The 22,031-nt window shown below is 56.4% G+C and carries 20 protein-coding genes and 1 pseudogene; 2 read left to right on the plus strand and 19 right to left on the minus strand.

The annotated features are described in order from the left end of the window. Positions 1 to 1,977: AAA family ATPase (locus tag ALO80_RS19700; protein WP_055010213.1), on the plus strand; the 1,977-nt coding region annotated here is incomplete at its 5' end. A gap of 242 nt (positions 1,978 to 2,219) precedes the next feature. On the opposite strand, the pseudogene ALO80_RS19705 reads toward ALO80_RS19700, so the two are convergent. The 8 genes and pseudogenes from ALO80_RS19705 to ALO80_RS19745 all read right to left on the minus strand — a co-directional run. Next, positions 2,220 to 2,558: pseudogene (locus tag ALO80_RS19705) on the minus strand (Y-family DNA polymerase); the annotation flags it as partial. Then, positions 2,536 to 2,961: a LexA family protein gene (locus ALO80_RS19710; RefSeq protein WP_003436849.1), complete on the minus strand. Its 426-nt coding sequence runs from the start codon at positions 2,959 to 2,961 to the stop codon at positions 2,536 to 2,538. The pseudogene ALO80_RS19705 and the gene ALO80_RS19710, both read right to left, overlap by 23 nt. A 138-nt stretch (positions 2,962 to 3,099) precedes the next feature. Then, positions 3,100 to 4,413, minus strand: coding sequence for a replication initiation protein (locus ALO80_RS19715; protein WP_003436848.1), 1,314 nt, complete (start codon positions 4,411 to 4,413; stop codon positions 3,100 to 3,102). A 545-nt stretch (positions 4,414 to 4,958) separates the two neighbouring features. Continuing rightward, positions 4,959 to 5,312, minus strand: a complete 354-nt coding sequence (locus ALO80_RS19720) for a hypothetical protein (protein WP_055010215.1) — start codon at positions 5,310 to 5,312, stop codon at positions 4,959 to 4,961. After that, positions 5,303 to 5,953, minus strand: a complete 651-nt coding sequence (locus ALO80_RS19725; protein WP_003407061.1) for an AAA family ATPase — start codon at positions 5,951 to 5,953, stop codon at positions 5,303 to 5,305. Before ALO80_RS19725 ends, ALO80_RS19720 begins: the two co-directional genes overlap by 10 nt. Before the next feature lie 129 nt (positions 5,954 to 6,082). Continuing rightward, positions 6,083 to 8,080 carry an LPD7 domain-containing protein gene (locus ALO80_RS19730; RefSeq protein WP_055010258.1) on the minus strand — a complete coding sequence of 666 codons (1,998 nt, stop codon included), beginning with the start codon at positions 8,078 to 8,080 and terminating at the stop codon, positions 6,083 to 6,085. Between the two features lie 323 nt (positions 8,081 to 8,403). Continuing rightward, positions 8,404 to 8,823: a hypothetical protein gene (locus ALO80_RS32075; RefSeq protein WP_055010216.1), complete on the minus strand. Its 420-nt coding sequence runs from the start codon at positions 8,821 to 8,823 to the stop codon at positions 8,404 to 8,406. Positions 8,824 to 9,806: 983 nt separating this feature from the next. Beyond that, positions 9,807 to 10,154 carry a plasmid mobilization protein gene (locus tag ALO80_RS19745; RefSeq protein ID WP_055010218.1) on the minus strand — a complete coding sequence of 116 codons (348 nt, stop codon included), beginning with the start codon at positions 10,152 to 10,154 and terminating at the stop codon, positions 9,807 to 9,809. Between the two features lie 330 nt (positions 10,155 to 10,484). Here ALO80_RS19745 and ALO80_RS19750 point away from each other — a divergent pair, with 330 nt between their 5' ends. Further along, positions 10,485 to 10,907, plus strand: coding sequence for a hypothetical protein (locus ALO80_RS19750; RefSeq protein WP_055010219.1), 423 nt, complete (start codon positions 10,485 to 10,487; stop codon positions 10,905 to 10,907). Between the two features lie 25 nt (positions 10,908 to 10,932). On the opposite strand, the gene ALO80_RS19755 is transcribed toward ALO80_RS19750, so the two are convergent. The 11 genes from ALO80_RS19755 to virB11 all read right to left on the minus strand — a co-directional run bounded on the left by ALO80_RS19755 (position 10,933) and on the right by virB11 (position 22,024). Continuing rightward, a complete protein-coding gene (locus tag ALO80_RS19755; protein WP_054073153.1) occupies positions 10,933 to 11,505 on the minus strand; it encodes a hypothetical protein in 573 nt (190 codons plus the stop codon). Next, the gene (gene stbB, locus ALO80_RS19760) at positions 11,502 to 12,245 is read right to left on the minus strand and encodes a StbB family protein (protein WP_055010220.1); all 744 of its coding nucleotides are present in this window, start codon (positions 12,243 to 12,245) and stop codon (positions 11,502 to 11,504) included. The genes ALO80_RS19755 and stbB overlap by 4 nt, the downstream gene beginning before the upstream one ends. A 307-nt stretch (positions 12,246 to 12,552) precedes the next feature. Further along, the gene (locus ALO80_RS19765; RefSeq protein WP_055010221.1) at positions 12,553 to 13,158 is read right to left on the minus strand and encodes a single-stranded DNA-binding protein; all 606 of its coding nucleotides are present in this window, start codon (positions 13,156 to 13,158) and stop codon (positions 12,553 to 12,555) included. A gap of 27 nt (positions 13,159 to 13,185) precedes the next feature. Further along, on the minus strand, positions 13,186 to 13,470 hold the full coding sequence (locus ALO80_RS19770) for a hypothetical protein (RefSeq protein ID WP_055010222.1): 285 nt from the start codon (positions 13,468 to 13,470) through the stop codon (positions 13,186 to 13,188). Between the two features lie 26 nt (positions 13,471 to 13,496). Beyond that, positions 13,497 to 15,656, minus strand: coding sequence for a type IA DNA topoisomerase (locus tag ALO80_RS19775; RefSeq protein ID WP_055010223.1), 2,160 nt, complete (start codon positions 15,654 to 15,656; stop codon positions 13,497 to 13,499). Positions 15,657 to 15,683: 27 nt separating this feature from the next. Beyond that, the gene (locus ALO80_RS19780; protein WP_055010224.1) at positions 15,684 to 16,046 is read right to left on the minus strand and encodes a TrbM/KikA/MpfK family conjugal transfer protein; all 363 of its coding nucleotides are present in this window, start codon (positions 16,044 to 16,046) and stop codon (positions 15,684 to 15,686) included. Between the two features lie 40 nt (positions 16,047 to 16,086). Further along, positions 16,087 to 17,739, minus strand: coding sequence for a type IV secretory system conjugative DNA transfer family protein (locus tag ALO80_RS19785; protein ID WP_055010225.1), 1,653 nt, complete (start codon positions 17,737 to 17,739; stop codon positions 16,087 to 16,089). Next, positions 17,739 to 17,969: a hypothetical protein gene (locus tag ALO80_RS19790; RefSeq protein ID WP_055010226.1), complete on the minus strand. Its 231-nt coding sequence runs from the start codon at positions 17,967 to 17,969 to the stop codon at positions 17,739 to 17,741. The genes ALO80_RS19785 and ALO80_RS19790 overlap by 1 nt, the downstream gene beginning before the upstream one ends. A gap of 117 nt (positions 17,970 to 18,086) precedes the next feature. Then, positions 18,087 to 20,501 carry an ATP-binding protein gene (locus ALO80_RS19795; protein WP_055010227.1) on the minus strand — a complete coding sequence of 805 codons (2,415 nt, stop codon included), beginning with the start codon at positions 20,499 to 20,501 and terminating at the stop codon, positions 18,087 to 18,089. Positions 20,502 to 20,626: 125 nt separating this feature from the next. After that, complete coding sequence (locus ALO80_RS19800) at positions 20,627 to 20,983, minus strand: hypothetical protein (RefSeq protein ID WP_055010228.1); 357 nt, start codon at positions 20,981 to 20,983, stop codon at positions 20,627 to 20,629. Positions 20,984 to 20,992: 9 nt separating this feature from the next. Beyond that, on the minus strand, positions 20,993 to 22,024 hold the full coding sequence (gene virB11, locus ALO80_RS19805; RefSeq protein WP_055010229.1) for a P-type DNA transfer ATPase VirB11: 1,032 nt from the start codon (positions 22,022 to 22,024) through the stop codon (positions 20,993 to 20,995). Between the last annotated feature and the right edge of the window lie 7 nt (positions 22,025 to 22,031).

Here is a 22,031-nt window from a genome sequence, read left to right on the forward strand (position 1 = left end):
GATGTTATCGAGCCGCTACAATTAGGGGGGGACTCGGACCGCGCCGTGCTTGCTCGATTAGGGGCGGTCAGTGACGATGAACTCCGGCGCCTGGAGTTCCTGAAGCGGACATTGCTGGAAACCGATCCTGTGCCGCAGGCGCTGGCATTGGAACGTTTGGCGACACGCTTAGAACAGGCTCAGCGCAGAGCCGAGGAAACCCAGCGTTGGGTGAGTGATCGTGCCGTAGCACGGGCAAAGGAACTGATTACAAAGCAAAAAACTGCGCATCTCGCCATGCAACTGGCGCAAGCGCGTCTTCAAGGTCAAGACGTACTGAACGCCATGGAGCCGCAGGTAACGTCCTCACCCACCGCTACACTGCTGGAAGGTACAGGGGATGAACTCTGGCAAACAATGTACCGAGCCGCTGAAGCTTTCTCTCAGCAGACGGCATACCCTGAACATCCCTTCCCGCACTTGGAACCCGACGCTTACTGTGTACTCTGCCAACAATCTTATTCAACGGATGCCTCGGATCGCATGCGGCGTTTCGCGGCATTTGTCGCCGACAATGCCACGGCGGATGCTGAAGCCGCCAAGCTTGCGCGCACAAACGCTTTAAAGAAGGTGCAGGCTGTCGATCTAAACATTCTGGATGTGCCAACACGAGCTGACGTGGAGGAGCGACTGCCCGACCTACATGCTGCCATCACCGCAGCGGCATTGATCTGGGCCGCTCGGCATACTTGGGTCAGCCAAACCCTGCAAAATGGCCACTGGTCCCTAGAGTCCGAGTCGCTTCCTATCGAAGCAAACCTCGATAACCTCTTCTCTGCCAAAGCTGCTTCACTCCGAGTTGACGCCAATACCCTGCGTACCTCTGTCGATCCCGCTGTACGCTTGGCGCTGATCCAAGAACTGGCAGAGCTAGAAGCCCGACAACGCCTCGCCAACCAGCTTGGCGCGGTGGAGCGCTTCGTTCAGGACAGTCAGACCAATACCACGTTGAGCCGTTGCCATGCCGCTCTTAACCCAGCGGCCGTGTCACGCAAACTGACGTCCCTGGCGGCGACGTATGTTACTGAGTCTCTGGCCGCCTCCATGAATGCTGAGTTGAAAGCCTTGGGCTATAAGCGACGCGTGCAACCCGACCTAAGCGGGCGCACAGAGCTGGGAGTGACTAAAGTCACGCTGCGCTTGCAGGAAATTGCTGCGAAAGCCTCCAAGGTGCTGTCGGAGGGGGAACAGCGCGCGTTAGGTATGGCTATGTTCCTCGCCGAGCTCGAATCACTGCCACATAATTCGACCGTCATTTTCGACGATCCATCTACGTCGCTGGATCACGTATATCGTCGGGCCATAGCTAGGCGTTTAGTAGCGCTGGCTGAGATCCGTCAAGTACTGGTGTTCACCCATGATGCGGTTTTCCTGACCGAGCTAGCGATGGCGCTTCAGCACGCTGATCGTTCGGCCAGCTACAAGACCATCGGTTGGGACGAGTCGCCAGGACTGGTGAGCGAAGGGCTGACATGGGCAACGATGGACACCAAGGCACGTCTAAGCGATCTTGAAAATCGTGCAAAAGCGCTGAACGTTCCAGTCGGCAGCGACCCAGACGACGAACTTGAACGTCAAATTGCATCGGGATATTCAAGCCTCCGAGGCACTGTCGAACGCGCAATCCGCGAAGTTTTTCTGAACAATACCGTCCAGCCGTTCAGCGATGTCGTGAGCGTAGAAGCATTTGGTGCTGTCATTGGCCACCCCGCAGAGGAATGGGAGCAGTTGCTGGCAGTGTATGCGCGGGCCTGCGAAGCGACTGAGGCCCACGACACCCCAGGCGAACGCCAACTGCCGCTCCCCGCGCGTGAAGAACTTCTCAGGGATATTGCCCAGGTCCTAGAATTGATTAAAAACGCGGCTAAACGCCGAACTGCCTACGAGAATTCACGTCGGGATCGGACTATGCAACGCAAGAACCTCTTCGGCAGCTAGATCGACATATTGTACCGGCTGGTCGGATATGGTCGTATTCCTTTCAAATATTTCGAGCTGACAGGCCCTCGCTGGACGAGGGGCTGTTACTGCGAGAGTAGGTGACGGCGTCCAGCTGGTGCGCCAGGTGGTGGGGAACGAGAAGAATCCGTTCTAACGTCGCCATTCAATGCCTCAGAAAGAAACAAGAATGTCCATGGGTGCACTATCTAACTTTGGGTGTCCACAGTACGTATCTTATTCTTATCGATGCTGTATACCTCGACGGCAGGGACCATGGATTCAATGATGGCCATCACGCGCTGGCTTATGTCGCCGTAGAGTGCAAAATTACTGCTGAACGACTGGATTCCGTGTCGACGCAAAACATCCTTGATCTGGAAATAAGGCGCGCCCATTTTCACGTAGGGTTTTGCATCGTAGCTGCGGGCAATAACGCAGCCATCGTTATTGCTGAGCACCACAATAGGCACCTTGGCCAAGTCAGGTCGGAAAACGCGCTCACAGCTGGCGTAGAACGAATTGCAATCGACCAGGCCAAAGACCGGCGCTGGCTTGTTACTCAAAGCTTGTGACGCCATGTCGCACAACGCCCCATATCGACAGCTCTTCACCTTCCAGGATATGCCGAGGCGGATAGGCGGGGTTGGCTGACTTCAACACCACATGATCGCCCTGCAGGATAAGGATTTTGCACAGCGGCTCGTTGTTCAGTGCCGCAATCACAATGCTGCCACTGGATGGCTTTCGCGAACGATCTACGACGACCAGGCTGTCATGAAAAATCTTCGCACCCTCCATGCTGTCGCCATCGATCTTGGCCACGTAGATGTGAGGCGCACGCAAATCCATCAGCCGGTCGAATGAAAAGTCCTGCTCGATGTGATCCGCTGCTGGGTTAGGAAAACCAGCAGGGATTTTAAAGGAGTAGAGCGGGATGACCTTTCCGGACTCGCACAACCGACCAAGTATTTTGACGTTCATGACGCGAACCTGACTGAGAACAGAGCTTACTGTATAGACGCACAGTTAACGGCGCGCTGCGGATTCCCGTCAACTCAAGCCGACCAACAGCACATAAGCCGTTCTCTTATCGCACCAAACTCATTCAACCACGCCCCATCATGAGCAATCGTCATGTTCTTTTTTTAAGGGCTCTCCGGCTTGCGGCCCCTGCGGGACCGCAGATATCTGATGTACACCGGATTGCACACCCGGAGCACTGCGATTAGCAGCCCGAGCCGGAGCGGGTTGGGGGGTAGTTGAATCGACTTGGCCAGGTGCACCAGACGCAGCCATAGCAGGCTGACGGGTGACCCTGAGAACGCTCACAGTGGATGGTTGAGAGACTTCAGTGAGAATGTGCGTGTAGCTGGCCACCGTTCTCACCGAAACGCCGGCGACTGTCGCAATGGCAGAACGTACCAATGCCTTGCCCTGGTCTTGAAGCTGCCTGCACGCAGCACGGATCTTCGATTCAGTGGCTTTGTGCCGCAGCTCATTGGTGCGCTTCGCAGCCAGGCTCTGCCGCTCGGTGAGCGACAAGCTGCCATCGAGCTGCATTGCACCTCGATGGCAACGACGATCACCGGTGTACCGATCCCACGTCCAGCGACCTACGGATTTGACCGTGGCGCGTATCGACGACAGCGGCAAGTTTTCCGAAAAACCCTGTTTTAGAAAGCTGTTGTGGTTGTACGCATACGCATCGAGCGAGCGCATGAAAGACTCAAACGACCCCAGCTCGCGCTCGCGATTGACGATGCTGTACGCAAAATAACGCAGCTGCTCGAACAGGATGCAGTGCCGCGAATGGCTGACCTGGTCAAGCTTGGGACCTGTGGCCCAGGGTTTGACGGTCAGTTCTACCGCGCTCGCCAGTTCACCCAGTTCATAGACGTGGCTGTGGAATTCGGTCGTCTCCCACCAGGGGTGACCGGGTGTTTTGGCCACCGGGCCACCGTGGTAGTCCACGTCCGCGTCGAGGCGAGCGGCAAACGCGGCATAGATCGCTTTCATGTACTGAATCGGCTTGGCCCGTGCGTTCTCGGTGGTGCACACGGACGGCACGGCATAGAACAACTGGGAATGGCCGCTTTTTCGGTTACGCACCATCAGGTTCGGCGCGGGCAACCCGGCATCGTCCCAGGCCAGGGCATTGACGTGGTCCAGGTCGAACACCAGCCAGGACACCATGCCAGGACGATTGACCTGCATGTAGGGGTAACGCAGCGCGTATTCACGAGGACGAACGCGGGTCGCGGTTTTGTCGTCGCTGCACCGCGCCAGGTACGGCGCTTCCAGCAACAACCGGTTGAGCGCAGTGCCGTCTTCGAAGAAACGGGCCGGTGGCATGTGGGTGCTGGTGGCCAGCGGATCGGCGTTGGCCGTGGGTGAGGTCGCGAGGGCAAGAGTGATCGCGTTGTCGTGGCTCATGCTTCACCGCCTTGGCCAACGCGGTGAAAGGGTGTGACGCAAGGGGCCAACTGGGAGGGCAGGGTGCTGTCATCGAGGACGCGCAGCCGCTGAAGAATCTTTTCCATAAGTCCACCGTTCAGCGGTGAACTGAAGGCTTCACTTTTGACGGCTTGCACAAAGCCGTAGTGAACGCCATAATCAGCTCACGTTATGTGTGTTGAACAGGTACTCCGCAACCAAACGGCCTGTTCAAGTTTTTCCAAAAAGCCCCGGCGCCAACCGGGGCTTTTTGGTTTCTGCTATTTGGCTAAATCGTTAGAAATTTTCCCGTCTACGCTCATTCGAGCATGAAAAATGTGGCATGCCAGCAACAGTGGGCAGGCAAAGTGCGTGAACACTACCACCCGGGTTCTCCATCCGCAATGAAAATGCCATTTTTTACAGCTGATATTGCACAGATTTTTATCATAGTGCGAATGGCTATAGGCCTTGCGGCACGTGGCTCTCAGCAATACAAGTGAAGTAATTTATGCAACTGAAATAACTTACGTAAGTTAAGACACTTACTCGTCTTCCGTAAAATCGGTGATGGGTTCAGCATTCGATGCATTCTCTAGCAACGCAATCAGATCAGCCTTATCCAGCTCCTGGAGGGCCATGATCCCAGCCCGAATTACATCGGATCGAGATATGCGGAAGGTCCGTGGCAATAGAGAAATCTTATCTATCTGCTTGTTGACGTCTTTGGAAAGGGAAAAAGTAGTACGCACGAACGTAGAAGCTTTCTTACGCTTACGCTTAGGCTCGGGGGTGGCACTAACAGGTGCAGCAGATATAAATGCCAGTGCTGCTTCGTCGTTGGTCTCCGAAGACGGGGAGACCTGCTCTGGCTTACGAATCAAATCTTTCAATCCCATTTTGCAGCCCCCCAAAGCTCTGCTGCCAGCGTCTCTATTTCTTCTTTAGCACGTGCGTCAGAGTTGCTTTCCAAGACCGAACATCCGTCTTCATCCGCATCGTCGTAGACATTGCGAGCTGTAGTAATAGCGTCAAGAGGTTGAATGCCGAAGGAGCGGCATGCTTCTTTGGCATCCAATATCCGTTGTATCTGGCTAGGAAGGGCAGGGCATTGGGTGATCACTGCACGCACGTTCAATGCTGGGTTCACTGCAGTAGCCAATCGTGCCAGGTTGTCGACCTTTGGAAGGGTCTTAAGATCTCGTCGCTTGGGCCGGAAAGGGATCAACATATGAGTTGCTACCGTCATAGCTGACCGCAGTGCCTCCGAATCAGATCCTCCAGCATCGACCACAATTTGCCTGTACCGGCCCCGAAGGTCTGTCAGCGTTTGACGAATATTGCCGTGTGCTTGCACAACAGGAATCGCAGGGAGGTCTCCCTGTGCAGAGCGTTCAGCAGCCCAGTCTGCGGTTGTGCCCTGAGGGTCGGCATCTAGAAGCAGGACGTCACCTCCGCGAGCCTGCAGCCAGACGGCCAGGTTTTGAGCCAGACAGCTTTTACCGCTGCCGCCTTTTTCACCACCTAAAAGTAAGATCATGAACTGCCCTTGATACTGATTATTGAAGTGACATAACTTACATAAGTTATGAAATATTTGCTACGAGGAATCTGCTGAGTCGCCTGGAAAGGACCCACCTCCATACAAGGAGGTGGGTTTTCACTCGGTTCAATCCACACTCATACCATCATCTTCATCAGGGGATGACAGCTCCGGTGTACCTGCTGCTGCGGCCTGCCCCTTGGGCGTGGTCTCGGCCACTTCCCGTTCAGGCGCGACCGGCTGCGCTGACCATTCGCGGCGGTTGACCGTTTTGTCCGTCACAGTGCCGTTCTCTTCGATGACCTGCACCACGACCGGCTGGGTGCCCAGGTCTTGCAAACGGACCTGGTCGCCTTGCTTCAGATCTGCGTCGCTCATGGCCTCTGCCAGCCCTACGCCCCACACCGTGCGAGGCTTACTGCCCTCTGGTTTGAGCGTCACGAAGTAGCTCATCTGGTTGTCGTCATTGTGCTGATACGGTGCTTCCCCATGCTCGATAAGCGTGCCCTCGATGATCTTGTTCGTGGACTCGGATGACGCTTGAGGGGCCGGGTACAAACGCTCTTCCACCTCATTGACTATCTGGGCAGCCATCGCCGTGAGGTGGTCCAGGTCGTCGACCAACTTAGGCGAGTTTTCGACTTGCTTGTAAGCAGCTACGATGCTGGCTTTAAACGCTTCACGATAGCTGTCGTTTTCCATGTAAGCCGTCAGCATGGCAGCGGCTTCAGGCGTCTTGTCATTCGTCGCAATGATCCAGACGGCATGGTCTTCACCTCGCAAGCCCATGACCGTATCAGAGGCCCTGACATCCGCTTCGGGCATCGGAAAATCCCGACGCCATTGCGCTTCAAGCCTGACCAGCTCGCTGGGGCTCTGCAGGGCCGGGTCGGTGGCAAGAGCAGGCTTCGCAGCTTCTGGGATCACCGGTTCAGGCGCAGCGCCTGAAGGCGTTGGCACGCGGGTCTGCGTTTCTGCTGTAGCCGTTGCTGCGGAATCCGCTGCCGGTTGCGCACGCTGCGCCTGCCATTGCGCAAACGCCTGGTCGCCTTTGGGCTCGCCACGCACTGGAATGGCCAGGGTGATGGCCACCGTCTCCACGAACGCAATGCGCTCCGGTTCTGGCACGGTGTCCAGCTGCGCGGCGAGCGCCTGGCTAACCTGGTCAGCCGTTTTTCCTTGGCCATACAGTGCTTCGATAGGCACGGTAACGCCCAGGCGATCCGCCTGGTCCCGCACGTCCCGTGTGGCGTCATCAACGTGCCGAGGCAAGTCGGTGGCAGGACCAATGCTCTGGCCACCGCGCTCGATGTCCAGCTCTGCACGGCGGTCCGCCAGGCTTTGGTTCATGGCCTTGTCGGTGAAATGCACGTCCAGGCCATTCTTGGCCACCGCCTCGATCACCAGCTTTTTGAATTCGGCAGTGCCGTTGATCGTCAGTGTGCTGCCGAACCTTTCCCGGGCCAGCTGGAGAGCTACGGACACACCGGCTTCGGTGATGCCCGTGCGGCGCATGGAAATGGTGGTACCCGTGTCGACAAACAAAGTCTTGTCGGTCTGTTTGTCCAGGTAATGCACGTTCTGACTGAACTTGGCCTTGCGCGTGTAAAGATCCTTGGCGCTGAGGTCGCGGGCCCGCTCACTGGCGGCGGCTGGATCAACCTGTTTGGCGAAGCGATCCATGACCCGCTTCACCTGGTCACGCACGCCTTCTCGGCCTGGGCCCCTCGCACCGCTGATGCTGAAGCCTGGGTCTTCCTTTTCATCGTCTAAGAGATTGCGTATGGCTGCACTGCCCATGAGATTTACCTCGATGTTGGGTTGGGGGTTGTGGAACTGTTCACGTGCTTTGAGCCGTTCAAAGGTCAGCACGGAAACCAGCTGCGCCTTGTCCTGGCGGGTTAAGCGTTGATCGGAGAACACGGCGCGCCTGAGCGCGAAATACTGCTGATCGAGCCGACGTATGGCCCGGCGGTGGGCCGGAGCGATCTGGTTGTGCTGCGCCTGCCGCGTGAAATACGCGGCCACCGTGGAGGCGTGTTTGTTAACGGTCAGGGCCTTGATCGAAGCCCGCTTGAACACCAGCGCCTTGTCTGCAGGTCGCTTGAGCGGATCGAACAGCATCCGGGCGCGCTGCTCGATGTCAGCCACCGTCGCGACCCGAAGCGGGTTCTTGGCGTAAGGCGGGACAGCACCAGGCCGCCATTGACGGGGAGGGCGGGGCTTGCCTGAACTCCGGGGCCTGCGTCCGGCAGTAGATTGGACAGGCGTTGTCGTCGCAGCCGTCGCCTGGGGCAACTGGTCGGCCAAGTGTGGGTGGCTGGATGATCGATAGAACACCAGCGCGTTGTCAGAAGGCCGCTTGAGCGGGTCAAACAGGCGTCGGCCCCGCTCCTCGATGTCAGCGATGGTGGCGACACGGTGGGGGTTCTGGGCATAAGGCGGGACTACACGTCCAGCTCGTACTCGGGTGTTTCGGGGTTTTCCAGCTCCGGCTCGTCGTCGGCCTGTTGCGCCTGCAGGCGTTGCTGTTCCCTTTGTTTCTTGAGAAACGGCGGCAGGTTGGCTTCCTCCTCTTCCTCGCTCAGCTGTGGACCCGACCCGCCTTCCTCGTCCTCCTCCTGGTACAGATGATCGCAATCCAGAATCTCCTCCTGGTTGCGACTGTCCCACGTGAACGTGTGCATCACTGGGCAGTAACAACGCACCGTCACGGCTTCGGGTCGGTCCGGCTTGCCTGTGATCTGCCACATCGCTGACGGACAGGTCTTGCAAGCCATCGGCAGGTGCCGCAGTGCGTCGCCCTGTAGTTTCAGCAGGACTTCGCTGGTGATCTCTCTGTCGTTGCCCGGTGTGTACGTTGTCATGGGATTCTCCGTAAGTTTTATAAAATTTCTGTTCACATTCGTTTAGGATTCGCACCCGATCTTCAGGTGAAGACGCCACATACAGTTTCCGAAAGTCGGGCCCTGCTTTACTGACATACTTAATTTCTTTGGCTCGTTGCGGCCATTCCAGCAAGCGATCACGAATAACATTTGGATCAAGCGGGGGTTTCTTCAACTCTCGACGGACGATGAAATCATCTTGAAAAATCGTATCTTTAAGATTGGTAAATTTCGCATCGCCAGGTAACTTGACGGCAATATATTCATTTGGCTTGCCTTCATTGCGAACGCGAGTTTCCCCATGCTCTCTAACCAACTCATAGAACCCAACACGGGTTTGTACACCTTGCTCAATAACCTGTTTTACCAGGTCTTGTTTGAACTGGCGATTTTTCCCATAAAAGTCGTCGCCCTTGTAGCGTGATAACACACTGGCGGCGTCTTTAATATCAGCCCGCACATGTTCCCGTGGCGAAGAAAGGTTATACTTGTGGTTTACATACTCCTGAAACGCTTCCAAATGCTTTTCAGATTGCGAGTAATTTGACCCGACAGGGTCAAATATATTTCCAGACAAAAGATTCTTCTTAGGGATGACAATATGAATGTGCGGCTTGCGCTCTATTTGCTCGCCTGTTTTTTTATCTGCGAGCGTTTTTATTTTGGGCAGATGAGCCTCTGCGTAAAAATTAAATTCCTCCTCTTTATAAGCGTACATCATGAACTGCTGAAATTCCTGCGTAATACTATTAAGCACATTGTGCGGAATATGATCCTCACGAAACGCGAGGGTAATGGTCAAGTAGCGATCTTGGCCTTTGTCTTCAATGCTTTCGTACACCACGCGGGTCAGGTCAAGATCGCCGTAGAGAATAACGCGATGATCAAGTTCATCTCGGGTAAATTCACGGCCAGACTTTGTCCCTTCCTCCAAATACTCTTGAACACCAGCGTTGTAGCCTCTAACTCTTATCAGCACGGTCCACCCCAGCTAAAAGCAAGTCTCGAATCGACATGAGGGTATTTGAGATTTTCAAGAACAACCCCTCTGAAACAATGCCTCTGTGGTGGGCCTGGTGAACTCGCTTGGCAAGTTGGTTGAGGTTGTTACTGGACTTGTTGAAGATGAAAACCAGCCGCTCCTGGTCCACCGAAGCCGCTTTGAATACCGGAGTTTTGTTGAGCAGCAGCTCGCGGAAGAACACCGAAGACTTGGTGCCCGACTGCTGCATGATTTTTTCAAAGGGTGCGTACTGTTCTTCGGTCAGCCGAAAGGACACTACGCGATCCTTGTTGCGTTTTTTGAGCATGGGACCACCTCTCGGATACCAACCGACAACAACAAATGACAGACGACGCTTTCCCGCTTTGCGGGGTTTCAAAGGGGTATCCCCTTTGGCACGGACGATGTTTTCAAAAAGGCGAAGCTCTTTTTGTAAACAATCGTCAACGTGCCTGTTTAGCGAATTCGAGATAGGGGGTCAGCAGGGTGAACCCACGGGTTACATCAGAATTGCATCAGAAATGCTCGCTATTACGTCAGGAATGCTTGGCATTGCGTTTTTATGCATCAGTGTTACGCTCGAATACGACAGATTTACATCAGAATTACATCACTTTGTACGCAGCAAGGGGCAATCGTGGCTCAAGAAACCGAAAACCGGCGTGAGGCGTTGGCAGAACTGGCACAGGACAGCAAAGCCAGGTCGTACACTGCGCAGATCCGCGACCTGTATGACGTGATCGAAAACGCCCTGGACTCAGGTGTAAGCAGGACGGTGATCCACCAAAAACTGGTTGATACCGGACTTGCAGTCAGCCTTCGTCACTTCGACCAGGCGCTGTACCGAATCCGTAAAAGCCATAAACGAGCCAGACAGGTTAAACACCCCCTCCCTGAAAAAAACGACAGCGCAGCGGTCAGCAAACCCCCATTGCTGAATGGCGAAAAAACCACGCCAAGAGCCAACATCAGGCAAAGCATGAAGGAGATCAGGGAGGAGGTGGAAAACACGGACTGGGCCAAAGTCATCAGTGACGCGAACAGAACTTCAAAGCCATGACAGGGTATGGTTGCTAACTCCGTAGTTACGGCGCGAACTGTTTCTTAATGGCGGATGGTAGCGTATCAATGACAGCCTGCTGTTTTTTGTATTCGTGGTAGAACCATCGATTGGTTTCATTAACGTCCTGAGCCTTTATCGCTACCCAACCCATTGCGGACACTACCACGATGCTTAAGGCCACAAATCCCGCCAAGACGATGTAATTGAACCGTGAAGCCTGCGTATCACGGAAATTACCGGATAAAGCACTTACTCGCTTTTCCAAGTCATCGATTTTGATCGCTGCGCGCTGCAATGCAGGTTCGAACACTCGCTCTAAACTCTGGTGAATGGCCGTGGACATTTCCAAAGCAACGTCCACACCTGCTTTGGCGGCAGTCGCTTGAATGACTTCCTTTGTCGTTTCTTGCAAAAGCAACGCCGTGTCTTCCGCATCCTCTACAGCGTCGGCCACAATATCCAGAGAATCTCTCATCGATAGCTCAAGCAACTGCGGTATGCGTTTTACATCATCGTGCAAACGACCAACATCGCTCAGAAGCTCAATGATCAAAGCATCACGCGCAGTAGTTGGGACAGCTTCAAGTTCACTCATTTGATCACCTCAATACCAAACAGCGCTGTGAACACCGCATCAAGCTTGCGATTGACGCCTTTACACAAGAGCTTGAGTCCGTACATGTCAGACCAACGATCACGCTCTTGTGCGCTAGCGTCTTTGTCCTTAAGAAGTGCTTTGTAGTCGATGTCATCGTCCATGACGCTTTGCATTGAAATGCGGTGGATAGACAGAGCGTCAAATAATTCTGATTCGAACACGGCACATTCTGGATTCAACGTGAATGCACCGGCGCGCTGGTGATAAGCAAAGATAATCGGAAACTCTGCATTAACATCCTTTTTGACACGATTGAACAATACAAGAATCTTTTCAGGAGGTACGCCCAGAGAGGCCAGGCTGCCGATCATGCTGACCGTTTCTTTTTGCTCTTTGGTGCCCGAGGTGACCGGGATCACGAAGTAGTCGACTTCTTCATGAGCTTCGTCAAACTCCTCCAGGTTGGCCATGAAGTCTTCCACATTGGATGCTCCGACATCGATGATGGCCTGATCCTCAAGCATGAGTCGTTTGAACAGCTCACGGAATGCGTTGCCACGTAGCTTCTCTACATCCAGGCCAAGGTTCTCCGCCGTTTCGTTGATGGACTCAATGGCATAGAGCGGAGCGCCGCCCATACGTGGCCACAGCAGGTTGGCAGCAATGGTAGTTTTGCCTACGGTGCCGGTGTAGTTAATGACGACGACTTTCTTTTTAAACCAACTGATCGCTTTCATTTGGGTATTCCTTGAATAGAGGGGTTCGCACCGGGTAAACACCACCCGGTGTGCTTGATCTGAAAAATGTTGATGTCGGGCGGTTTGAACACCAAGGGCGCGGCCCTTGTCATCTCGCAACGGCCGCGTTGACCTCGGGAGCGCGGGGTGGTGAAGCTACCCCACACTCCCAAGGTGAGCCTTTTCTAAACGAGGTAGCGTCAAGTGTGCGCTGCGCCCGTGCTTCCGTTCGCCGCGACGATAAAGCGCGTCACGACGAGCCGGGAGCGCGGCACCTGACTTGGGGCAAGATCGCTGTGCGGATGGGTCAGACCAGCATCCAGTTGAACCGATAGGGGTCCATGAACGGGATCTTGTCATCACCTCCGTCAAAATCCCCAGCGGGTTGCGGTTCGGGCGCTTTGGCCTGTGCCTGCTTGCCTGATGCACGTGGCGGTTTTGGTGCCGCTTTGCCCTTGCCGGACGGTTTTTCCGGTGCCGCCTGCTGGGGAGCTTGCTGCCGAGGGGGTTCCTGGTGATCACTGCCGCCGCTGCCATGGCTGTTCTGCCCTTGTGGGGCGTCGCCCTGTGGACGACCACCCAGCAGCTGCATGGTGCCCTGCATGTCCACGACGATTTCCGTGGTGTAGCGTTTGATGCCGTCCTTTTCCCATTCGCGGGTTTGCAGCTTGCCCTCGATGTAGACCTGCGAGCCCTTGTGCAGGAATTCGCCGGCGATTTCTGCGACCTTGCCAAACAGCGACACTCGGTGCCATTCGGTCTTTTCGACCTTCTGACCGGTCTGTTTGTCGGTCCGTTGCTCGCTGGTGGCCAGGCTCAGGTTGGTCACCGCAGTGCTATTGGGCAGGTAACGACAGTCAGGGTCTTGTCCGCAGGTGCCTACTAGGATCACTTTATTGATGCCACGCGCCATGATTGCGCTCCTTCTTCAATGAGGTCGTTAAGGGGTGTCTTCGTTCGGGTCAAACACGAATATCGTGCTCAGAAGCTCTCGGCCACAGGTTGTGGTCTGCTCAGCTGGGCCCAGCAGCAATGCCGTTGAACCGTCTGCCGACAACTCAAACTCTGCAAAACAGTGGTCGCAATCCACCGGACGCCAGGTCATTTCCCACGCTTTGACGTTGACGATGTCCACCGTCGCAGGGGTTTCGCAGTTGGGGCAGTGCGCCGTCATCGTTTCGCCGTCTGGCCACTGCGCCGTCTTGGGCTGTTGTTCCTCTGGCATAGCCAAAGCCTCCTTTGTAGAGGGGGTCATGCGCGCGTGGGTTTGCGGCTGTATACGAATTCCAGCTTGGCTTCGTGGTTGAGCTTTAGAGCCGCATCAAATGACTTGCCGGTTTTCTTGCTGCGAAAACCCTTCAGTACACCCGTCTTGCCCGTCGTCAGCAGTGTCCCGATCTGGCCGGGGGACAGCATCTTGCCGCTGACTTCCGGGTAGAACTTGAAAGCGCAGGCGCGACATCCGATCACTCGCGGGGTGACGGCCAGGTCACTGCCGCACATGGGGCAATGGGCGTTCAGGCTATCCAGCACCGGCTTACCGTCACCCTGCACGTTGCCCAGATCGACGTTGTGCACCTGGTGGGCAATGAAGTCCTCCAGTTCGTCCAGGAACGCGTCCACGGTCAGTTCACCTGCCTCGATCATCTGTTGCTGTTCATGCCAGAGCGCGGTCATGTCCGGCGTGGTGGCAATCGCTGGCAACGCGGCAATGAACTCCAGCCCCAACTGGGTGGGGATCAGTTTTTTCTTCTCGACCGCGTAAAAACCTCGCTCCTGAAGCTTGGCCAGCACTGCGCCTCGGGTCGCCGGGGTGCCGATGCCGCCGTTCTCGCCTTCCTTACCTTGGTCGCGGGCGATCAGCAGCTGTTTGATGCGTGGGTCTTGCACATACTTGGCGACACGCCGTAGATCCTTGAGCAGCTCAGCTTCGGTGTAGAGCGGCAGGGGCTTGGTCTTCTCCTTCGCGACAGTGATGCCGTCGCACACCCCGGCGTCACCGACTTTCAAGTCCGCCAAGGCATCGAAAACCAAGGGGTCACAGTCTTCCTGGCTGTCTTCCTCCTCTGTTTCCTCGGCCATCTGAGCAGTCCAGCCGAGCTGCGTCACTTTGGTGGAGCGCGCCACGAAGGTGTGGCCGTTCACGCCAAAACACACTTTGGCACTGAGGTAGCGTTTTTCGGGCAAGAACAGCGCGACGTAGCGTTTGACAATAGCCAAGTACACCGCTCGTTCATCGGCGCTCAGCTGGGCAACGTCGATCTTCACCGCTGTGGGGATGATCGCAGTGTGGGCAGACACCTTGCTGTCGTTGAACGCCCGGCTTTTGCGTTCTGAGTTCACCTCGGTAAACATGCCGGCAAGGTCCGGCAGGGCTTCGCTCAGCAGGCTCAAGGTCTGCGGAGCCTCACCAAATTGTTCGTCGGTCAGGTAACTGCAATCGGACCGGTTGTAGGTGATGGCCTTGTACTTCTCGCGCAGCGCCTGGGTCAGGGCCAGGGTTTTCTCCGCATCGATGCTGTGGGTCTTGCTCATGTACACCTGCAGGTTCAGCAACGCGAACGGCAAGGGTGCCGCTGTTTGCTTCTCTTCCACACGGGCTTCGGTCACATCTGCGGGCTTCATTCTGCACGCGTCTGCCACTTGGGTGGCATAGGCCTCGTCGATAATGCGGTTCTTGTCATCGATCGGGGCATCCGCAGCCACCACGAGTCGGGCCTGGGGACGACTGCTGCCAACGGCCAGGCTTGCCGCCACCGTGTAGAAATACGCACTGGTATGACTCTTGTTGGCCAGGTAGCGGTTCACGATCAGCCCCAGAATGGGGGTTTGCACGCGGCCCACTGACAACACGCCTTTGACGCCCTTGGCTCTACCGGCCAAGGTGCAGGCGCGGGTCATGTTGAAGCCGTACAACTGGTCACCGAGGCTGCGGGCCAGGGCCTTCTGGTACAGGCCGTAAAACTCGCGGTTGTCGCGCAGGCCGTCCAACGCTTTGCGGGCGGCGTTGGCGTTCATGTCGTTGATCAGGATGCGTTTGACCGGTGCGGTGTTGCCGAAATACTCCAGGACCTCCTCGACCAGCAGCTGGCCTTCGTCGTCTGGGTCACCGGCGTGGACGATTTCCGAAGCACGACCGACCAGCTGCTGGACCACCTTGAGCTGGTCGCGGGTGCGCGCAATGGGCTGGTACTTGGCAGGGCGCAGCTTGAGGGGCAAATCAGCCTGAACCCAGTTTTTGTAATCAGGGTTGTGTACCTCGGGCGGGGCCAGTTCGAGCAGGTGGCCGATGCACCAGGTGACAATATCGTTGCTGCCGCACTCGAAATAGCCATCCTTGCGTATGACGGTGCCCAGCGCCTCGGCAATGACCTGGCCCAAGGCAGGCTTTTCCGCAATGAATACTCGCATGGTGTTCTCCTTGTCAGGATCTGGGGCTTAACCCCGGACCTTGCCAAACTTGTCGTTGATTTTTTGGGTGTAGGTCTGATCGGCACCGGGGCAACTATTGAGGTAGTCAAGGCGCGCCGTGGCGGTCTGGCTCCATTTGATGTTCCCGTGCTTCTTGACCAGGATGCTGAAGTAGTCTTGCTCGGCGCTGCGGCACTCGCTGCCACCGCTGTTGCCAGTGAACATGCCGAACATGCACAGCACGGATTTGCATGGGTCACCAGCGAAGGCTGGGCCACTGCCCAGCAGGCACACCACGAACAGAGCGCAGACCCGCGTTTTGCCGTGACCGGGCACGGCGTCGCCAGCGGCATGACCTTGGCGGTCAGCCGTTTTATTGAAGGTATTCATGTGTTGCTCCTGCAGACGCTTGGGTGCGCCGGTGGGGGTGTTACATCGTTTCGGGGGGTTCGTCAGCCTGCGCAGGCTCGGGATCTGGCTCGACCTCGGGAGGCTGAGCCGTGTCCGCTTCGGCCTGGACTGGTTGGGACGCGGTGTCTTTAGGGTTCCAGCGCTGCCGCTGTTCGGCCTGCATGGGCTTAGGGTCGGCCACTGCAACCTTGGCTTCGACGGTGCGCACCGGCACGGTGAGCGCGTCGATCTTGGAGGCGTCACCCACGGGCAAGGGCGGTGGCGGCAGCTTTTCGCGTGACTTAAACACCTCTTCTTCGTAGTAAAAAATCTTGCGAGCCAAAATTTTCAAGGCGGGGGTGGTTTGGGTCCCCTGTACGAAGATCAACTGTTTGTCATAAGGCAGCTCATTGATCTCTTGCGGCAGCATCAAAGGCCGGGGTTGTTCGCTGTAACTGTCTGTTTGGCCTCGCGCACCCACCTCATGCTTCTGCCTGTTCAACGACTGGTTATGGACGCGCACGGTGGTATTGCCCAAGCGCCTGCTGTACTCCTCGGCCAGTTTGATATCACCGGGGGCGAACACAATTTCGTTGTGAATCGCCTTCATGATGGCGTTGGCAGCTTCTTCGCCATAAATGTCGCGGATCTGATCCTTACCCTGGAAGATAAGGAAAAACCTCAAACCGGCACCTCGGGTCAGCGCAGGCGCGGTTTCCATGCTTTCAATGCGGCCCATGATGGCCAGCTCATCCATCAATAGGGCCAGCTGGTACTTGTACCGAAGCGTGCCGTCTGCACAGTGTCCGCCTTGCTCCGGTATGACTTTGGAGTTGAGCCGTATGGCCTGGGTGAAGAACAAATTCATCAGCGGGCCATACTTCTTCAGCGAACCCTCGGTGACGCTGAAGTACGCAGTCATCTTTTCTTCCCGGGCTTTAGACAGGTCGATGTCATCCCCTGATACAGCCCAGGCCACCGTCTTCTCGGCGTACACCGACAACACGTCGCGCACGATATCCACCGTGGTGGACCAACCGCTGCTCTTGTTCTTCGAGGCCTCGAACACGCCATTGAGCTCTCGAAGGGTTTCGACTGACAGCGCGTTAGGGCCACCGCTGCGCAGCTCGATGATCTGCTGTGCCCATATGCCAATACCCGTACCCAATGAGCCAATTTCGTAGGCCTGGGGCAATGTAAACGGCATGCTCGGCGTTTCCATCAGGTACAGCAACATGGCGGTGAAGACATTGCCCGCCTTGTTGTACCACTCCTGGTTCTTCGGGTTGTCGGAGACGAACAGCACCCTGGCAATCGTGCGAATCTCCCCAAGCCGGTAGAGCGGATCGCGATTGATCGCGCTCAGGGGGTTCCAGCGATGCGTCTCCAGACGCTCCGGTGAAAAGCGGTAGACCTTGTGACCAGCTGCTGCGCGAAACCCCGAGGTGATTTCCCAGTTTTCAAATTTCGGATCGTTGACCACCATGGAATCGGGGTAGCTGAGCAGGTTGGGGATCACAGCCCCGACCCCTTTGCCGGTGCCAGGTGGTGCGGCCAGCATCACGAACTGTTGCCCGTAGCTGGCCAGAAACGAATCCTCCGTGGGGTGCTTGCCGAGCAGGAACGCGGGGTGTTCATCGATCCGTTTTTGGGGATTGGTCGGGCTGATGGGTAGCGATTTGGCTTTGGCCATCAGCGACTCCCAGCTCGACGCTCAATCGCCTGGGCGTCGAGGCTTTGTTGCAGGGCGATGGCCACCTGCTGATTGGCCTGGATCTGCCTGAGCGATGTACTGATCTCATTGAGCTGGGCGAGTGCGATACAAATCCCCAGCCAGGCGGCAATGACGAAGACAACGCCCAGCGCAATGGGCAAGGGCAAACCCAGAAAGAGGAGGGGTTTCGACTCTTTTGATTGTTCCATTGGGAATCTCCTGCAAGGTGCTTCCGGACACAGCTTGGCCCCAGGTGGCTGATAGCCGTCTGCGTGGCGGTGCATGGAAAGGGTTGGTAAATGCGGGTGTATCAGGCGGCGATGCGGCTACTTATTTGCACAGCCCTCGCTTGAGTTATCGAGTAGCTGTTGATCGGCATGTCGCCACTTCAAGTAGTCCTCGACACGCCAGAAACCGGCAGCGGCAGCATTGCGTTCAAGCACCCACCAGGTTTCGCCAGGCTCGACCATGGCGTGGTATTCCTTAGCTAACTTACGGCGTGGATCGTCCTGTTCAGCAGCCAATTGCTCCTGATTGAACTGGTCGCTACGTGCCTGCTCTTCGGCCAGCTCCTCTTCGGTGAAATAGTCATAGGGATCATCATCGAAGTCCGGCTGCCCGAACTGGCATTCCCATTCGCTGCGTATCTCCTGTTCATCGCTTCCAGTGGCCAGCAAATGAGCGAGGTAGCCCAGGGCACCGGCTGGAATGTCTGCCAGCGGCATGTCCAGAATCCGGGCGACTTCGGGCTTCGCTTTCTCAGTGGCCTCATCAAGCGCCTGACTGATCCGCTCATATTCAGCCTCATCGGCTTCCCGCTTAGCGCGCAAACGCTCGCTGTTTGCCACCTGGTCGGCCTTGGCCTGCTCGATGACCCTGCTCCAGTCGGGCGGCGGTGGGCAGACACCCTTGTCGATCAACCCGGCATTGATCCTGCTGAGCAACGCCATGTCCTGCTCCGGCACCGGCGTGCTAACGATTGGGTCCTCCGAATCGTCCTCGATGGCATCCGACAAGCCGCGTTTCATACGGCCAGTGCCCACACGCCTCACCAGGTGAAGCTCTCCCCAGGCATTACCGGTTGCCCTCTTGCCTTCCATTTCCATGCTAGTGGTGTATTTCATCAACCACTTGTGCATGAACCGCTGACGCTCGGGTGCCATGCGCAGGGAAATGTCATGGAAGCGCTGATAGAACGCTTCGTCATGCCCGCACGCCATACTGTCGCCCTGGTGCGCCACCTCGTGTTCGACCAGCCCGAAGATGTAGGCTGCCGTTTTCATGGGATCAGACTTGAGCCGTTGCACGATGGTGCGGTTGATGGCCAGGTAGGTTTTACCGTCCGTCCACGCTTCGCTGGTGTTCGACTCGCCGAGCAACACATCCAGGCGGTCTTTGCTATATCGAACGGTGCCGTCATTCCAGCGTTCAGCCCCCACACACGCACCGGCGTAGTGTTGCAGGCACCAGCGCAACGCGATCCAAGCCCGGCGCGTTTCTTTGTCCAGCGCCTTTTTTTCATCAACGATCGATGTTCGCTCGACGTAAGCCTTCTTGACGGTCGCAAAAGCGGCGCACTGGGGCACTTTCAGTTCTCGGTACCAGTGGCTGACGGCAGGTCTGGCGTTGGCAATCACCCGCTCCAACACATCTTCAAAATCTTCAACGCTATGGCAACCGAAGCGGTCGAGCGTTTGCGGATGCAGCACCTGGATGATGCGCTGCCCGGCAATGCCTTCGCCTTTGGGTATGTCACTGCCCTTTAAAACAACGGTGTAGGTGCCATTGTGTTCACGGAACGCCTTATCAATAAAATCCTTCAGGGTGATATGCCGTTTGCCTGGCAGCACCGTGATGACTTCTTCATAGCAAAATATTTTGCCCACATCAGCTGCACCGCTGAGCAACGAAAGTGCTGATCGCGCTCGACGTGCTTCTGTCTTGCGGCGTCCTCCCAACTCCCCCGAGACCTTGTCGGCCAACGGGCCGAACACCTTGGCGATGGCTCTCCAGACCGGGCAGGTTTTGCGCAGTATCTCGCTACGGGAGACGTTGAGGGCAATAGCCCGCTTGGTCACGATCAGGCCTCCAGCCCCCCATAGGTGCGAGGAATCGTGACGGACCAGCACACCTTGGTTGTAGATCGAAACCGCGCCTTCTTCCTTGGCCCGGTAATAGGCGTATTCGTCTTCAAAGTCCCACTTTTCCGTTGCAGGATCGCGGGTAATGAGACGGCCATTGAGTTCAACGCTGATGCGGGTGTAGCGCACCAGGTCACGAATCTCCTGGACGGCAGACATCAACTCCAAATCGTTGAGCGGTTCGTACCAGGTGCCCTCGATGGAGCAACCTGGTGTGCCGTGTTCAAGATCGTCCAGCTCGTAGTTGTAGCCCATCGAGCGGGTATCAACGGTCATCTGCCAATCGTTGGACGTCCAACGTGTTTTGGCATGCGCCATGATCTGGCCACGGCCCAGGCGGAACCGGCCATAAGTGGCATCACCTTCCTGGTGCGGTGTGCCAAAGCGTCCGAAGTAACGCAACACGTCATTGCGGCTGGCAAATCCGCGACCGTCATCAGCGCAGTGAAAACCCTCTTTGGTCATGGTCAGGCGTAATGCGGTGGCATCGGCGTCTACAGAGTTCATCACCAGTTCAATGATGGCCTTGCCGATCGATCCGGCCTGACTATGGATGATGTGTTGAATGATTTCGGGGTCCAGCTCGAAAGGTAGCAGCACGGTACACCTCATATGGATAAAACTAGGCACAGCCAAACGCCAGACAGCTGATAGCCGACTGCGTAGCGGTGCACTGGGATGGTTTGAAAATGCGGGAGTATCAGGCGGCGATGCGGGTGCAATGCCTACTTGCTGGTGTTCTTGTATTCGCCCTGGTACTCGAACTGGCGCAGCTCGCGGTTGTTGGCAAAGCGGGCATCACCGTGCAGCGAGGTTTTGGGCTTCAAGCGCACAAAAAGGGCCATCAGCGTGATGCCTACTGGCAAGAAGGTGAGGGCAGCCGTCACACACCATGACCACGGCACGTACAGCATCCGCCGGTCGTTCCAGGCCAGCGTGCGGGTCTCCCATAGCGTGTCCCAGGCCAAGCCAGCGAAGTGACCTTGGGTCAGGTGCAGATACATAGCACCCCCTGCGTACAGCCCGATCACGAAGCACACCGCCATCATGAACACGATTGATAACGAGACTTTCCACCACATTGCGTTCTCCTAGGCTGCGCGTTGACGCTGGCCATTGAGCAAGGCCAGCTTGTGTTCAGGCTCGTAATGCACCTCTTCGATGTAGGTGTTTTCCATGTACACCACCACGTCGAATGAGGTGCGCACCAGGCGCTCGATGTACGCGTAATCCAGGCCGAGTCCGATTGGTGACTGCTTCACCAGGCCGCACACACGGGCATAGCCTGCTTCACTGTCATTGGCGTGCGCAGTGGTCACGGTGCCCTTGGTGCCGGTGTTCAGAATTTCGATGTAGTGCCACACCTCGTCACCGGTCAGCTCGGCCAAAAACAGGTGGTCAGGCTTCATCCGCATCGCGCTGGCCACCAGGGCTTTGGGCGTCACCACATGGCCATAGAGCAAATGCACATGGTTAGGGTGGAAGGGCATGGGGTCCTCCAATATTTCCTGGATCGTGATCATGCGACGGTTGACCGGAAACATGTCGATCAGCGACTTGCCGTAAGTGGTTTTACCCGACCCTGGCCCGCCAAAAATGATGATGTTCTGGCGATTAGCGATGGCGATTTCCATGAATCGGTGCCACTCGCCAGCTGCGTGGGCTTCCTGCATGTCGCGCTGCCAGGCTTTCAGGGTCAGTATCGGTGAAGCGATGGCCCTGGCCCGGTCATAGCGACCGCTGTTGACGTAATCCATATGGGTGAAACGATCCAAAGAGGGTTTTCGAAACGTCATCGACAGGGTGCCTTCCTCGCACGCCGGGGCCATGACGATCTGGCCCCGCTCCCCGCCAGGTAATTTCACAGTGTGAATCGGTGAGTGAGGAGCCAGCACGCGGTATCTCAGCGCACAGAGCGCATTGGCCAGCCGCCAGCACAGGTTGTAGGTGAGCCAAGGCGCTTCTTCGTATTCCCAGCCGTTTGGACCGTCCACCCACAGCTCGTAAGGCCGGTTGATGGCCACGTCCTTGGTGCCCTGACGATTAAGGCGCTCAGTGACGTCTGCTTGATCGAGGAAATCCAGGGCCAGGGTGTCTTCGGTGAGTCCTTGTTCTTGCGTCATGAATACT

The organism is Pseudomonas caricapapayae, from assembly GCF_001400735.1.
Classification (GTDB): Bacteria; Pseudomonadota; Gammaproteobacteria; order Pseudomonadales; family Pseudomonadaceae; genus Aquipseudomonas; species Aquipseudomonas caricapapayae.

Excerpts from the sequence above, each read along its gene's own strand:
- ALO80_RS19710 (WP_003436849.1), bottom strand. The coding sequence starts at position 2,961 with ATGAACGTCAAAATACTTGGTCGGTTGTGCGAGTCCGGAAAGGTCATC.
- ALO80_RS19715 (WP_003436848.1), bottom strand. The coding sequence starts at position 4,413 with ATGAGCCACGACAACGCGATCACTCTTGCCCTCGCGACCTCACCCACG.
- ALO80_RS19720 (WP_055010215.1), bottom strand. The coding sequence starts at position 5,312 with ATGGGATTGAAAGATTTGATTCGTAAGCCAGAGCAGGTCTCCCCGTCT.
- ALO80_RS19725 (WP_003407061.1), bottom strand. The coding sequence starts at position 5,953 with ATGATCTTACTTTTAGGTGGTGAAAAAGGCGGCAGCGGTAAAAGCTGT.
- ALO80_RS19730 (WP_055010258.1), bottom strand. The coding sequence starts at position 8,080 with ATGCTGTTCGATCCGCTCAAGCGACCTGCAGACAAGGCGCTGGTGTTC.
- ALO80_RS32075 (WP_055010216.1), bottom strand. The coding sequence starts at position 8,823 with ATGACAACGTACACACCGGGCAACGACAGAGAGATCACCAGCGAAGTC.
- ALO80_RS19745 (WP_055010218.1), bottom strand. The coding sequence starts at position 10,154 with ATGCTCAAAAAACGCAACAAGGATCGCGTAGTGTCCTTTCGGCTGACC.
- ALO80_RS19755 (WP_054073153.1), bottom strand. The coding sequence starts at position 11,505 with ATGAGTGAACTTGAAGCTGTCCCAACTACTGCGCGTGATGCTTTGATC.
- stbB (WP_055010220.1), bottom strand. The coding sequence starts at position 12,245 with ATGAAAGCGATCAGTTGGTTTAAAAAGAAAGTCGTCGTCATTAACTAC.
- ALO80_RS19765 (WP_055010221.1), bottom strand. The coding sequence starts at position 13,158 with ATGGCGCGTGGCATCAATAAAGTGATCCTAGTAGGCACCTGCGGACAA.
- ALO80_RS19770 (WP_055010222.1), bottom strand. The coding sequence starts at position 13,470 with ATGCCAGAGGAACAACAGCCCAAGACGGCGCAGTGGCCAGACGGCGAA.
- ALO80_RS19775 (WP_055010223.1), bottom strand. The coding sequence starts at position 15,656 with ATGCGAGTATTCATTGCGGAAAAGCCTGCCTTGGGCCAGGTCATTGCC.
- ALO80_RS19780 (WP_055010224.1), bottom strand. The coding sequence starts at position 16,046 with ATGAATACCTTCAATAAAACGGCTGACCGCCAAGGTCATGCCGCTGGC.
- ALO80_RS19785 (WP_055010225.1), bottom strand. The coding sequence starts at position 17,739 with ATGGCCAAAGCCAAATCGCTACCCATCAGCCCGACCAATCCCCAAAAA.
- ALO80_RS19790 (WP_055010226.1), bottom strand. The coding sequence starts at position 17,969 with ATGGAACAATCAAAAGAGTCGAAACCCCTCCTCTTTCTGGGTTTGCCC.
- ALO80_RS19800 (WP_055010228.1), bottom strand. The coding sequence starts at position 20,983 with ATGTGGTGGAAAGTCTCGTTATCAATCGTGTTCATGATGGCGGTGTGC.
- virB11 (WP_055010229.1), bottom strand. The coding sequence starts at position 22,024 with ATGACGCAAGAACAAGGACTCACCGAAGACACCCTGGCCCTGGATTTC.